General features: G+C 70.5%; 10 protein-coding genes. All 10 read right to left on the reverse strand.

What is annotated here, in order from left to right:
* Positions 1-6 precede the first annotated feature (6 nt).
* The 10 genes from mobF to AB0F51_RS05875 all read right to left on the reverse strand — a co-directional run bounded on the left by mobF (position 7) and on the right by AB0F51_RS05875 (position 12,815).
* Positions 7-4,845 carry a MobF family relaxase gene (mobF, locus tag AB0F51_RS05830; RefSeq protein ID WP_360274680.1) on the reverse strand — a complete coding sequence of 1,613 codons (4,839 nt, stop codon included), beginning with the start codon at positions 4,843-4,845 and terminating at the stop codon, positions 7-9.
* Between the two features lie 238 nt (positions 4,846-5,083).
* Positions 5,084-6,613 (reverse strand): DUF2637 domain-containing protein, encoded by a 1,530-nt coding sequence (locus tag AB0F51_RS05835; RefSeq protein WP_360274683.1) that lies wholly within the window; start codon positions 6,611-6,613, stop codon positions 5,084-5,086.
* Positions 6,610-7,365, reverse strand: a complete 756-nt coding sequence (locus AB0F51_RS05840; protein WP_360274685.1) for a hypothetical protein — start codon at positions 7,363-7,365, stop codon at positions 6,610-6,612. Before AB0F51_RS05840 ends, AB0F51_RS05835 begins: the two co-directional genes overlap by 4 nt.
* Complete coding sequence (locus AB0F51_RS05845) at positions 7,365-7,556, reverse strand: hypothetical protein (protein ID WP_360274688.1); 192 nt, start codon at positions 7,554-7,556, stop codon at positions 7,365-7,367. The genes AB0F51_RS05840 and AB0F51_RS05845 overlap by 1 nt, the downstream gene beginning before the upstream one ends.
* A gap of 239 nt (positions 7,557-7,795) precedes the next feature.
* Positions 7,796-8,398 (reverse strand): hypothetical protein, encoded by a 603-nt coding sequence (locus AB0F51_RS05850; protein WP_360274691.1) that lies wholly within the window; start codon positions 8,396-8,398, stop codon positions 7,796-7,798.
* Positions 8,398-10,809, reverse strand: coding sequence for a TraM recognition domain-containing protein (locus AB0F51_RS05855; RefSeq protein WP_360274694.1), 2,412 nt, complete (start codon positions 10,807-10,809; stop codon positions 8,398-8,400). Before AB0F51_RS05855 ends, AB0F51_RS05850 begins: the two co-directional genes overlap by 1 nt.
* Complete coding sequence (locus tag AB0F51_RS05860; protein ID WP_360274696.1) at positions 10,806-11,486, reverse strand: hypothetical protein; 681 nt, start codon at positions 11,484-11,486, stop codon at positions 10,806-10,808. The genes AB0F51_RS05855 and AB0F51_RS05860 overlap by 4 nt, the downstream gene beginning before the upstream one ends.
* Positions 11,483-11,992, reverse strand: a complete 510-nt coding sequence (locus AB0F51_RS05865) for a Pycsar system effector family protein (protein ID WP_360274699.1) — start codon at positions 11,990-11,992, stop codon at positions 11,483-11,485. The genes AB0F51_RS05860 and AB0F51_RS05865 overlap by 4 nt, the downstream gene beginning before the upstream one ends.
* An 8-nt stretch (positions 11,993-12,000) precedes the next feature.
* Positions 12,001-12,411, reverse strand: a complete 411-nt coding sequence (locus tag AB0F51_RS05870) for a hypothetical protein (protein ID WP_360274702.1) — start codon at positions 12,409-12,411, stop codon at positions 12,001-12,003.
* 140 nt (positions 12,412-12,551) lie between these two features.
* The gene (locus AB0F51_RS05875) at positions 12,552-12,815 is read right to left on the reverse strand and encodes a helix-turn-helix domain-containing protein (RefSeq protein WP_360274704.1); all 264 of its coding nucleotides are present in this window, start codon (positions 12,813-12,815) and stop codon (positions 12,552-12,554) included.
* Between the last annotated feature and the right edge of the window lie 107 nt (positions 12,816-12,922).

Here is a 12,922-nt window from a genome sequence, read left to right on the forward strand (position 1 = left end):
TCGGGGCTAGTTGTCGTACCGGGTCAGGGCGAGGTCTGCGTCGTGCTGGGCCTGGCGCGCGGCTTTGCGTGCGGCCTGGTCGTCGGCGTGCCACCGGGCGAGTTCGTCGTCGCGGGCGGCATGCTCGGGGTCGTGCTCTTGGTCGGTGGCGCTGCGGTGCTGGATCTCGATTAGCGCCCTCTTCGCGCGCCGGGCCGCCTCCGAGGTTTCGTCGGCGCTCGGCACGCGGGGGGTGTCGGATTCGGCGACGGTGGGCTCGGTGGCCGCGACCTCGCGGATGTCGGTCGGTGCCTGCATCTCCCGCGCCTGCTCGTGCTCCTCGGCGGCGTCGCGGGTCTCGTCGTCATCGCCAAGCGCCGTGTTGTCATCGGCAACGACTTCGGCGTCGATGTATTCGCTGTCGTCTTCGTCGTCGGCGGTGGTGTCGGCGTGCTGGTCCGGCACCAGCTCGGCTTCCACGTATTCGTCCACGAAGACAAGTTCGCCGCTGCTCGCATCAGGGTGCTCGTGGACCGGTTCGGTGTCCGCGTACTCGTCGTCGATGGTGTCGGCATCAAGGACCTCGGCATCGATGTAATCGGCGTCTTCCTCGGTGTCGCTGCTGGCGACACCGGTCGGGGTGTGGCTCCGTTCGGTGTCATCGACCAGTTCGGCTTCCACGAACTCGTCGCCTGGCTGGGCCACGGCGAAGTCGCGGGCGCGGGCCTCGGCGACGTCGGCCAGGTCGAGTTCGTCGACCACGTGCAGGTCGTCGACGGCCTCGGCCGCGTCGAGTTCGTCGGCCCATTCCTCCACGGTCGGGCCGGTGTCGCTGTTGTCGATCCCGCGCGCCTTCAGTTCCTGTTCGGCACGTTGAGCGGCGGCCTGGGTCGCAGCGGTGTGGCTCAGCCAGACCGCGCGGGCGTCGTCGCTGATCTGCAATTGCGCGGCGCGGGCATCGAGTGCGACCGCGAGGGCTTGGCGTTGCTCGGCTTCGGTGAGCAGTCGCTGCCGCGCGGCCTCGTCGGGCGCGGTGTCGGCTTCGGCGGCCCGCAGGGTCGCGGTACGCCGTTCCCGCTCGGCGGCCTGCCGGGTCCCGGCCAGCTCGTGAGCAACGAACGGCGGCGCCCAGGCCTGTTCACGCTGGTAGGCGCGCACCCGGACCCGCAACTGCCCGACCGACATCGACGCCTCGGCGTGGTCCGCGTCCGGGCGGCCCAAGGCCCGCCACGCGGTGCGCCACGACGCGTACTGCTCGACCTGTCCGGCCTTGGGCGCCGGCCCCAGCGGGTCGTCGGCCGCGTCGTGTCCCATCACCTCGCGGTGCGCGGCGACCTGCCCCGCGCGCTGCACCCACGCGTCGCGGTCCTCGCCCGGTTCGGTGGGCAACTCACCCAGTGATTCCAGCGCCCACTGCGGCTGATCGGCCGCGACCTGCTCGCCCAGGTCGGCGGTGCGGGCGTCGGCTTCGCGCGCCAGATCGGCCAGATAGGCCGCCCACTGCGGATCGTCGACCTGCGGAAGACGATCGGTGTAGGTGTCGCCGATCGGATCGAGGCCGCCGTCTCGCTGCGCGACGCGTTTGATCCGGTCCTGGATCACATAGCTGACCTTGCGGGCGTCGTCCAGGCTGCGCTGCTCGATCGCCTCGGTCAGCACCTGGCGCGGGTCGTGCCCGGCCAGCTCGACTTGCCGGAGCAGGTTCGCGAGTGTCCCGGCGCCGTCCTCGGTCGCCAGCGCGCACCGCTGCGCCTCGCTCAGCACCCCGGTACCGGTGAGAACATCGAGCCACCGGCCAGTGCGGTTTGCTGTCGCGAGCGCGATCCCGTCGGCCAGCAACTCGGCCGGCGTACGAAGCCGGTGCGCTTCGGTTGCGGACTCGGCCGCTGCCTGCAACGCCGACATCTGCGGGTCGTCCAGCTCGAACGTTGCCCGCAGCACCGACAACGGCGAGCGCTGCGCTGCGTCGTTGGTCTCACCGAACTCGGACTCGGCAGCCAGCGACCGCGTCACCACGTGCGCGGTGTTGGCGGCCCGGCCGCGCGTCAGCCCGACATACAGCGCATAGACCGACGTGTTCTGCGTCGCGACCACGTGCGCCGAGTCCACCGTCACGCCCTGGGACGAATGCACGGTGGCGGCGTAGCCGAGCGCGACGTGGTCGCGCACGTAGGCGGCCGGCAACACGATCGACCCGGTCGGCGCAGGGTTCCGGGTGCCGCTTTGCAGCGGCAGGACCCGCAGCGACCCGTCGTCCAGGACACAGTCGACGAGAAACTCGTCGCGGTTGAACACCGCGCGCGTGTTGCCGCGGTACCCCTTGAGGTGCCAGGCGTTGAGCCGGGTCTGGATCAGGTCACCGGCCCCGACCCGGTTGCCGGTGCTGTGCAAATCGACGGTGCGACGGTCGTCGACCTTGTTCAGCTCGACCAGCCGGGCGCGCAGCTGCGCCGACACCTCGGCGGCCTGCACGTTCGTGTCAACGATCAGCAGCGCGTGCAGCCCGGCCAGGTGATCGGCCAGCCACGCATCGCCTGCTGAGCGTTGCGCTGACTCGATGTGCCCGCCGTCGATGATCCGGCCCTGCTTGTGGTACTCCATCAGCGCTGCTGCATCGCATTCGCGCAGCCGCAGCGACGCCGGGCCTTCCCACCCGGCCGCGAAGCGGCGGGTCTCGACCAGTTCGTGGGTGAGCGCGTTCTCGGTCACCAGTTCCATGCCGCCACCGGCGCCGACCGCGGCGAGCTGGCGATGGTCACCGACCAGCAGCAGCTTCGCGCCAGCCTGGTCACAGCGGGCCTGGATCTCGGCCAGGTCGGTCGTGTTGGCCATCGCGGACTCGTCGACCACGACCAGGTCACCCTCGCGCAGCCGCCACACCTCGTGCTCCGGTCGGGCGGTCGTCTCGCTGGTCAGGGCCTGCTGGGTTTGCAGCCAGCGGGTGATGTTCATCGCGGTCACGCCGTCGGCTGCCAGCACCTCGGTCGCGACCTGGGACGCGGCGAGCCCGACCATCCGGCGCTGCTTCCCGTCCCACAGTTCCGGGTCCTCCCACGCCTTCGCCAAAGCGCCGACGACGCGGGACTTGCCGGTGCCGGCCGGGCCGACCAGCGTCTCGACCTTCGCACCAGAAGAGAGAATTCCGCGCACGGCGGCGGCCTGGTCGGCGCCGAGCTCCATCCCGGCAGCGGCCAGCTGCTGGACGAACTCCTCCGTCGCGCCCGTGGTCATCGCGACCGCGCCCCGGGCATAGCCCGCGTTGGCCAGCGTGCGCTCAGCGCGCAGGTGGTCCGGCGTCACGTACCGAGCCGCGCCGGGCGCTTCGTAGGCCGACAGGCCATCGCTGCGCACGAGCTGTTCGGGCAAGGCACCGGCCTGTCCCCGGTTCTTCGTGTCGACCTGCTGGGCCATCGCCAGACCGCGCTCGGTCAGCTTGTCCAGCAGCCGGGCGATCTTGTCCGGGCGCATGTTGCCGAGGTTGTCGGGCAGTGCGTCGTTGATCGCGCGTGTCAGGTCGGCGGCGCGCCAGGTGGCGTGCTTGGACTGCACCTCTGCCAACGCCAACTCGAGGACCTTGGTCTTGTTCACCCGCCCCGGCAACCAGCGCCGCTGCCGCACCGCCAGCACATCGGCCGCGACCTTGCCCAGTCCCCCGCGCAACTCGGCCCGCAGTTCGGCGTCCCAGCGCTGCAACCGCGCCTCATATGTCTCGCCGTCGTGCGACTTCGCCTTGCGGGTCGCCTTGGTCGCTTGCTCCTGGATCCGGTCGAGTTCGAGGTTGTTCGGTTCGCGGCCCCACTTCTTCTCGAACGCGGCCACCAGCGGCGCGGTCTTCTTCGTGATCGCTCGCCGCCGCTTGGAGAACAGATCCATGACCGCCTGGTCGACGCCGGCGATCTCGCGGGACTTCCCGTCGGGGCGCATCACGAACTGCACGCCCAACGCGCGGGTCAGGTGCTGTTCCATCACCCGCTCCCCGACCGCCGCAGCGGCCGGCTTGAAGCGGTGCAGCGCCTGCCCGTCAAGGGTGCGCCACTTGCCGTCGGGTCCCTGGACCCGGTTCAGGATCGCGTTGTGGATGTGCAGCTGCGGATCGTGCTCACGGCTGTCGTGCTGGAAGAACGACGCGATGGTCAGATCAGGTGCCTCGGCCCACCGGCCTGCGGCACCGCCGTGGTGGCCGACGCGGGTATATCCGGCCTTGTCCTGCAAGTACGACAGTGCCGCGTTGTTCCCGGCCCAGATCGCGTCCTCGACCGCCTGGCGCCGCTGGCCCCACTGCACCGCCTCGCGCTGCGCGGTGCGCACCGCACCGACATAGCGGTGCACCGCGGTGCGGTCACCGGTGCGCCGCGCCTGCACCAGTGCACCGCGCGCCGCCGCGGCTGCACCGAGGGCCTCCACCTCTTGCGCCTCGAACGCGGTGTGCAGCACCGTGATCGACTTCTGCGGCGAGAACGTCGCATCGTAAAACGCGACGTTTCTGCGCACCGATGCACCGGCCTGCGCCTGCAATTCCTGGCGCCGCTCCGGTGATGCACCGGGCTCCTTGGCCAGTGCAGCGGCCAGTGCTTCGTGCTCGGTTTTGTAGGCCCGGCCGGTGTGACCCAGCGTCGCCGCCTCGATCCGCCGCGCCGGATCGTGGAACGCCGGATCGCGCGGGTCCAGGAACCGCTCATAGAGCGCGGTCATGTCCTCGGCGTCGACTTCACCGGCCAGCCCGAACGTCGCCGCGCCCCGGCCGAACCAGCGCCCCGGCGGCTCGCCGGCCGCAACCGCGCCTGTGTAGTAGTTCTCCCGGCCTGTCGCCACCGACCCTGTCAGATAGCTCGCGGAATGGCCGCTCTGCATGCCCATCACCGCCATGCCGCACCCCCCGCGCGGACCGGCCCGAAGGCGCCGGAAACCGCCGAAGGCGGCACACTGTCCCGACGACGCGAAGCGGAGCCGGGACTCCACTTGATCGTGATGCAATGGTGTGTATCAGAGTTCTTGGTCTTGCTGTTTGCTGCCGACGGCTGCTCGATCGGGTTGTCCGTGCTGGGTGCTGAGGTCTGGTCGCTGTCGTGCTGGGTGTGGGTTGATCGGTTGCTGTTGGGCTTGGTCATCGGCTGCTGCTCGTTTCGAGTTCGCGGTCGGTGGTGACGTCGTCGTGGTCTTCGCTGGGGTTGTCGGTCGTGTTGTCGCCGGTGATGGTGACGAGGGGCAGTTGTCCGCGCGTCTGTACGGGGCTGTCAGCGGCCTCAGGGGTCGTAGCGACCGCACTGGGCGCGTCGGTGGGCTCTACCCACCCAGCAAGCTCCTGGAGGCGCTTAGCGCGGCCAGTGCCGACTCCCTGACCGAAGGCCTCCTTCGTGACTCTCCGGATTGCCTTCTGCCCGAGCGGCCCACCCCCACACCGCGCCGCTTCGGCCTGCACCACCGCGAGCAATTCCGCGTCGCTCGGCTCTTCGGGGACCACCTCGGCGGGCTCGCCGCCCGGATGCGGTGCGGCCTCGGGGTGCACCGGTGCACCCTCCGGTGTAGGGGCACCGGTGACCGGGTCGTTGGCCTGCACCGTGGGTGCACCGGTGCCGTTACCGGGGTGCACCGGTGCAGGTGACGGCGACACCGGTGCCGTGCGAAGTGCACCGATCAGAAAGGCGATCAGCCACAGCGGTGCAGCGGTGTGGCTGAGTGCGGGTCGGTCCAGTGCCTCGGCGGCCTGGTCGTCATCGGTGCTCGTGTCGGCCGGCTGACCGGGGTTGGCCAGACCGAGCGCTGCCGAGTCGACCAGGGCCAGGAGCTCGCCCGGAGTCAGGCGCCCGGAGCCCGGCAGCAACGAGGCCAGCTCGGAAGCCGACAGCAGCCCGTCGCGGATCGTTTGTAGGCATGCAGTCCGGGCGGCCCGCGCCGCGTCGAAGGGCCACAGCTTCCGGCTCGGGCACAGCGTCGCCAGCCGCGACGCCATCCGGACAACCTGCTGCACGAGTGCCCGCGCGGCGGCCGGGTCATCGGACCCGGTCCGCGACAGGTGCAACCACACGCGGGTCGTGATCACCGGCGAGGTGAACCAGGTCAGCGCCGACAACCTGGGCTTGGCGGGCTGTGCGAGCTTCATGTGCAGGCGCAGCAGGTGCGCGAGCATCTCGACCAGGACTGCGTAAGCCAACGGAGCGAGCGCGTGCGCGACAGCGTCAGCGATCCCGGTCGCGGTGTCGATGTTCAGCCACACCGTGCCGCCGATGAACACATACGTCGTCACCAGCGCACCCGGAATCCGCCACCCGCGCGTCAACGCAGCGAGCCGCAGCGCGGTGCAGGCCACGATCATGCCGTCGGCAACCAACGGCACCAGCGGGCTGTCGAACTTCTCCGACACCGCGCCAAACGACCGCGCGCCACCGATGCCGGCGACACCAAGCGCCGCGACGATCGCAACCACGATCAGCACACTGCGGGTGGTCAGCCGACCGGCCTCGATCGCCGCCGCGACCCCGCGCAGCGCGCGGCGGGCCGACCACAGCGCACCGGTGACGAGCGCGGCCAGCACCAGCAGCGCTGCGGCGCTGGCCGCGATCACCGGCCAGGTCACGACACCGGCCGGGGTCAGGTCGGGTAGGTCGATCAGGTAGGTGTGCAGTGCCGGGTTCACCGGTTGCCTCCAGCGGTCTCGGATACGGCGGTCAGGCCGCCGCGGCGGCCTGCCTTGATCTGGTCTTGGGTCGGCGCAGGGCCGTTGTCGTCGCGGGCGGTGGCCCACCACGTCACGAATGGGTCCGCGTCGGCGGCCAGTGGCACGGTGACGGCGCGTTGGTCGGCGTCGTCGCGGTGCTGGAGCACGTCGCAGTCGCCGGCGTACTCGCCGATGCGCCGCGTCACGCCGGGTCGCTGGCGGTCGTGCCAGTCCCCGACGAGCTTGTTGGACGCCTCGGGGCCGTCGTAGGCAGCCGTCCACGCATCCATCAGCCAGACGAGTTCCTCGACGACCTCGGGGTGCCACAGCCAGCACTTCGGCAGCCCGTCACGGGCGGTCGAGTAGCGCAGGTAGATCGACTCCATCCACGGCAGCAACTCGCTCAGCACCGCCTCCACCGCGCCCGCGTCCTGCTCGGGCAGCCGCAGCCACGACCGCACCGGCCCGGCGTCGTCGTCGCTGTCGGCGCCGCTGCCCGGCTTGGCGGGCTTGGCGGTCAGCCGGGCCAGCAGATCCTCGAACGACGTCACGGTGTTGCCGAGCGACTCGACCGACTTGGCGAGGTTCTTCACCGTCGCCTTGGACGCCGCGTCATCGGCCTTGCGCTTCAGCGTGTAGACGTCCTGGTTGATCGCCTCGACCTGACGCGCCAGCCCAGCCACCGCCGACATGGCGGCGGTACCGGGGTCAACGTGATCGGTGTGGTCCATCAGTCGTCTCCTTCCTCGTACAGGTCGTCGAGCCAGTCGCAGAACTCGTCGGCGTCGAACGCGACCTGGCCGGTCGGCCGGCCATCGCTGTCGAACGCCGCAACCACGCGCAAACCGGTGCGCGACTCGACCTGCTGGCAGCCGTAGTAGGCGCGCAGCTCGTCGCCGGGCGATCCGGGCGGAGCCGTCATGCCACACCTCTCTCGTCGTAGTTCCAGTCCTGGCCGTCGGTGCTCTGGGCCTGCTCGCTGTCGCGGCGGGCCTGCCCACCCCGGCAAAAGCCCCCGCGCGCGCAGTTGCCGCCGGGTCGACAGACCGGCCGGTGCCTGCCCGAACCCGAACTCAGGCAGGCCGTTACGGACCCGGCCCGGCCAGTGCCGGCCGTCCCACAACTGCACCCACTCGACACCTGAGCGCCTGTCGTGCCCGGTCATGGCCTGGCCTCGATCCAGCCGCCGTCGGCGATCCGGCGGGAGCGGGCCGGGAACGGGACGGCGAGGAGCAGGAGCCCGGCGAGAACACCGGTCGGCTCGGCCGGAGCGAGGTCGTAGCCCGCAGCAACGAGTGTCGCGGTGTCGCTGCGGTTGTCGAGGGCAACCAGCAGCACCGGTTCACCATCGGCGTCGAGCCGCGCATCGCGGACCCGGCCCGGCACCGTGACCGGGCCGTCGGCGCCGTCGGGCGTGTAGGCGATGACGACGCGCTGGTTCAGTTCCAGGCCGGCGCACTCGGCCATCAGCGCCAGGGCGTAGTCACGGCGGCGCTGCGGCTCGTCCGGGTCGCCGCCGAGTTGTTCGAAGTGCTCGGCGGCGTACTCGGCCAGCGGCAGCGTGAACAGGTCGTGCAGCGTCTGGACGGTGTCCTGTGCCAACCGGTCGCGGCGGGCCTCGGCCTGCTCGACGACGGCGTGGAGCTCACCGACCCGGCGGCGCAGCGCGACCAGCAGTACTCGCTGTACCTCGATCGTGTTGTCGCGTACTCCGCACGCCGTGCAGCCCGGCGCCACGTGGCGGCGGCTGCGGCGGCGGGACATCACCGCACCTCCCGATCTACCGGACGCCCGGTGCGGGCGGTGGCGCGGGTCGACTCGCGGGCAGCCAGCGCCGCACGAGCCTGGCGGGTCGACCGGTTCAGACGAGTCCGGGCGACCAGTTCACGTAGCGGGTCGGTGGCGTCCAGCCAGGACAGGCCCGCCGACACGCGGCCACGCCAACGACCGAGCGGCCCGGTCTGCTGGCGGGAGATGGTGTCGACGACCTGGCCGCCGGCCGCGACCTGGGCATCGCCGGTGAGCGGGGCGAGCATCCACGAGCACCGGGCCAGCAGCCACTCCCCTACCGCGTCACCGGTCTTGACCGCTGCGGCGGACGCCGCCCGGACCAGCCCTGATTCCTGGATTGCGGCGCGGGTGGTGGCGTACCGCTGCGCGTAGCGTTCGGCGCGCACGTCCCAGGTCTGGTAGTACATGCGCGTCTTCACCACGACCGGCGGCATGTTGTTGCTGATGACAAGCATCTGCCGGGCGCGGAGCTCGCCGACCTGTCCCGGCGTCAGCACCTGCGTGCGGCGCACCGATTCCTGCCGCGAACCGGTCGCGCGGTCGCGGGTGACGGCGGGCTCGTCGCGTTCGCCGGCCAGCGTCGACCAGTACTGCAAGTCGTCGGCATCGCCGGAGCCGCCGAACACGACCTTGGTCGCGGTGTTGGTCAGCAGGGCACCGGTGGCGGCGTCACCGAACCGTTTACGCAGCTGCGCACGGGACTGGGCCGCGATGTGCATGCAGATCCCGCGCGACCCGAAGTCACCGGTCCACCGGTCCAGCGGGATCAGGCAGATCAGCGCGGCCTCGTCCAGCACCATCGTGAGGAACGGGTCGAGCCGCTGCCCTGGCAGCCCGGCCGCGATCGTCTCCGCCCGGCGCGCTAGATCAGCAGTCAGAGAAGTGACCAGCGGCGCGATCTTGTCGTCGTCCTTGCCCAGCAGATACACCGAGCCGCCTGTGTCCAGCAGTTGCTCGATGTCGAACTGCTGACCGCCCGGCGCGGACGCCTCGACCGCGGCCTCGACCGACAGCCACGACAGCGCCGGCATGATGCCGGTGGTGATCGACGACTGGGTGGCGGGGTTGTTCTTGAAGAACTGGGTAGCGTCCGACACCATGCCCTCGGTGGCCGCGCCGGACAGCTTCAGCTCGAACAGCACCTCGCGCATCGCCTCGTCCGACGGGTTCGCGACCCACCGCTGGACGTCGTACATCGAGTAGCCGCCCAGCGCGGCGGCGTGCAGCAACGACTTCAAGACGTGCTTGGCGAACCCGTCCCACCGCTCACCGGCGCTGTCGCCGCCCCGGCCGACACCGTCGATCAGGTCGGCCGCGCGGTCCATCGCGGTCGCGGCGACCTCGCACCCGGTCAACGGGTTGAACCGAACGAACGTGACCCGGTCGTCGGCGGCCAGCTCGGCGGCCAGCTTCGAGCCCGGCTGGACCACGCCCGAAGGGTCGAATACCCACACGGGGCCGCGCTTGGCGCGGTGCTGGTAGGTGTGCTCCAACAGGTCGAGCTTGGTCGACGTGGTGATCAACGCGCCCGGCGCTTTGCGGGCGTACTTCATGATCTGCTGCGTCTTGCCCTTGCGCGGGCCACCGAAGGTGATCGTGTGGTCTTCTGCCGACGACCACACCCCGAACAGCCCGACCCGGGCGATCTTCACACCCAGCTCGCACAACGCGACCTGGCGGCGCTGCCACCGCGACGCGGCGGCCAGGTGCGGGCGCAGCTGGGCCGCCTTGGCTCGCAGGACCCTCGCCGACGCGCCCCGCCACACATCGATCGACGACGCCATCCCGTCGGTTTCGCGGCCGGCCCGCCCCAGCCTGCGCAGCAGACCCCGAGAACTCGACCGCGACATCACCAACCTGACCGCCGTCGCAACCAGCACCACCACGCCGGCCGCGACCAGCAGCCACCCATACCCGTGCGCGTCGGCCTGCTGCGGCAGCGCTCGGGCAAGCAACCCGCCGTACAGCAGCCACCCGGCCACGGCGATCCCGGCGCCGACTGCGCGGTTCAAACCGACCAGCCCGATCGACACAGCCGCCAGCACACCGGCAGCGATCAGCCACCCGCCCGCGCCGCCCGGAGCGTTCAGGGCCGACGCGATCAGCCCGGCCAAGCCAAGCCACAACGGCACCGCCAGCACCAGCCCAGCGCCGACCCGCCAAAACACCAGCAGACCCGTCACCACCCCGACACCGCCGATCCCGGCCATCCACACACCGGCCCGGACCGCCCCTGGCACCAGCCCCGGGAACTCAGCCACCAGATCAGCCGGGGCTGACGGCGCCGAGTTCATCAGCACGAACCCGGCGATAGTCATCAGCACCGACACGGCCAGAAACTTCGGCATCACCACGCCCTCGCGGGCAGTCGGTCGCCTGTTCATGCCTGAACCTCCCCGTCGTGGTCGACGTCGTTGGTTGCGGTGGGCAACGCGGCGAGCGGGGACCTCCGGCCGGGTGCCGTGGCCCGCACCCCGGCCCAATCGATCCCCGGTGCCGTCAACAGCGCGTCCAGGTCCACGACCCGGTACAGCGCCACCTCCGGCTCGTCGCGGCGCCGCTGCCACCCCGACCGAACCCATCGGCTCGGCTCCACGAGTCCCGCGCGAACCAGGTGGTCGAAGTCGGCGCGCCGGATCCGCAGCTGAGCGGCGGCCTCGTCGGCGGTTACGCAGCGGCCCGCCGAGATCGCTTCCTCGAGAACCGCGAACCGCTCGATCGCGCCGCCGTCGAACAGAGGGTTGCCCTTGTAAAAGTCCGTGATCGCCAACACCTCACGGCGACCCAGCTCGAACACCGCGTCAGCGGTTACCTCGCACCCGAACCGCTCGGCCAGCTCCCGCGCGGCCCGGGTCGCTCCCATGTCCGGCAGGGACCCGACCTCGGCCCCGATCTCGTTGGCGAGCGGCTCGAACTCCTCGACCAGCCCGGCCGACCAGCGGCTACCCAGGTCCGGTCCCGGGATCAGACCGCGCCGCACCGCGCGCGCCACCTGGAACTCCCACAAGTCAAGGTGCCGCGCCAGCTGCACCGGCCCGAACGAACCCCGCCGGGCCGTCATCGCGCACCACCGATCAGCACGCCGGCCACCGCGAACACAGCACCGGCCAGCGCCGCGACCAGCGACACCCGCACCCACTGATGCTTCGTCCACGCGATATCGGCCAGCCGCTTCGCGTGCTGCACAACCGCCGACACCGGCTCCGCCACGTCATACCTGTCGACGGAGATCCCACGGTTGACGATGTGGTCGTGCAACTGCTCCACCGACCGGCGACGGACCGCACCGAAGTACAAGAACTCCCCCGGCACCAACGCGTCAGCAGGCTTGTGCAAACGAGGCACCACCACCAGCAACGCCGACCCCAGCGCGACAGCCAACGCCACCAGCGCCACACCGAACAACACCCGCGACACCACAGGCGCCGAGTGCGACTGCGACACCAGCGTCAGTACCAGCGCCGCCAACGCGGTCTCCACCGTCGCCGCGAACCCGGCCTTCGTGTCGGCCTTGTCGATCGCCGCCGCAGCCGAATCGTGCATCCGCCACGCCAACTCAAGCTCCATGCGCCCGCTCACCGCGACTCACCCGCCATCGGCGCGGCCGGCTGCACGTTGTCGCTGTAGGACATGCGAGCCCGGTAGTGCGCCTTGCGCTCCGGCGAGTACGCGATCGCGAGAACCTCGACGGCTCCCATGCGGCCCTTGGCCTCGATCTCGCCGTCGACAGCCTCGGTCTGATCGACACCCAGCAGTTCGGCGAGGGCATCCACGACAACCCGAGCGGAGACAAACGTCTCGGCGTCGTCCCGGCCGAACGGCCCAAAGAACCGAGCCTTTACATCCGGGACCGGCAACTCAGGGTGATCCGCCACGAACGCGGCCAGCTCGAACAAGCCCCGGATCAGCGCCGCGCGCTCGGCCGGAACCTCCAACATCCCAAACCGCGGCACCCACTCCATGCCGCCCTGCACCTCGTCAGTCATGCTGTAGACCTCTCGAACTCGTACCTGAGTGATGGGAGAACCGGCCCTGTTCTGGTTGGCGCCTGTGCGGGGCCGGTCCATTTCGTTCGTGGCACTGCCGCTGCCGAGCTGCGCGTTTTGCCTTGGGTCTGGGCGGAGCGTCATAGCGCGACGTCTCCGTCCGCGGGCGGCTGCCACTCGTCGATGTCGACGACTCCCCCGCCGTTCATGGCGGCCTGGACCAACTGGTCGACGACCTTGGCTGGGATTACGAAGCGCCCGCCGAACTTCAGCGACGGCAGCCGCCCCGCGTGGATGGCTCGATAGACAGACATCTCGCCGATCCCGAGCGCCTGCGCGAAGTCGCCTACGCCGTAGAAGGCACGCGGCGCCGGCTGACCCTGACTCCCTGTCGCCACTCTCATATCTCTCTCCGATCGCATAAAAGTGCATACGTCACATGAGTAAGAGTATGCAGTTTTATGCGGAAGTCAAGGAGTGGCTGGCTCTCCGGGCGGACATGCGATAGGCC

Origin of the sequence: Kribbella sp. NPDC023855 (assembly GCF_040639475.1) — a bacterium.
Classification (GTDB): Bacteria; Actinomycetota; Actinomycetes; order Propionibacteriales; family Kribbellaceae; genus Kribbella.

Coding starts and splice junctions, on each gene's coding strand:
- mobF (WP_360274680.1), bottom strand. CDS start 4,845: ATGGCGGTGATGGGCATGCAGAGCGGCCATTCCGCGAGCTATCTGACA.
- AB0F51_RS05840 (WP_360274685.1), bottom strand. CDS start 7,365: ATGGACCACACCGATCACGTTGACCCCGGTACCGCCGCCATGTCGGCG.
- AB0F51_RS05845 (WP_360274688.1), bottom strand. CDS start 7,556: ATGACGGCTCCGCCCGGATCGCCCGGCGACGAGCTGCGCGCCTACTAC.
- AB0F51_RS05850 (WP_360274691.1), bottom strand. CDS start 8,398: ATGTCCCGCCGCCGCAGCCGCCGCCACGTGGCGCCGGGCTGCACGGCG.
- AB0F51_RS05855 (WP_360274694.1), bottom strand. CDS start 10,809: ATGAACAGGCGACCGACTGCCCGCGAGGGCGTGGTGATGCCGAAGTTT.
- AB0F51_RS05860 (WP_360274696.1), bottom strand. CDS start 11,486: ATGACGGCCCGGCGGGGTTCGTTCGGGCCGGTGCAGCTGGCGCGGCAC.
- AB0F51_RS05865 (WP_360274699.1), bottom strand. CDS start 11,992: ATGGAGCTTGAGTTGGCGTGGCGGATGCACGATTCGGCTGCGGCGGCG.
- AB0F51_RS05870 (WP_360274702.1), bottom strand. CDS start 12,411: ATGACTGACGAGGTGCAGGGCGGCATGGAGTGGGTGCCGCGGTTTGGG.
- AB0F51_RS05875 (WP_360274704.1), bottom strand. CDS start 12,815: ATGAGAGTGGCGACAGGGAGTCAGGGTCAGCCGGCGCCGCGTGCCTTC.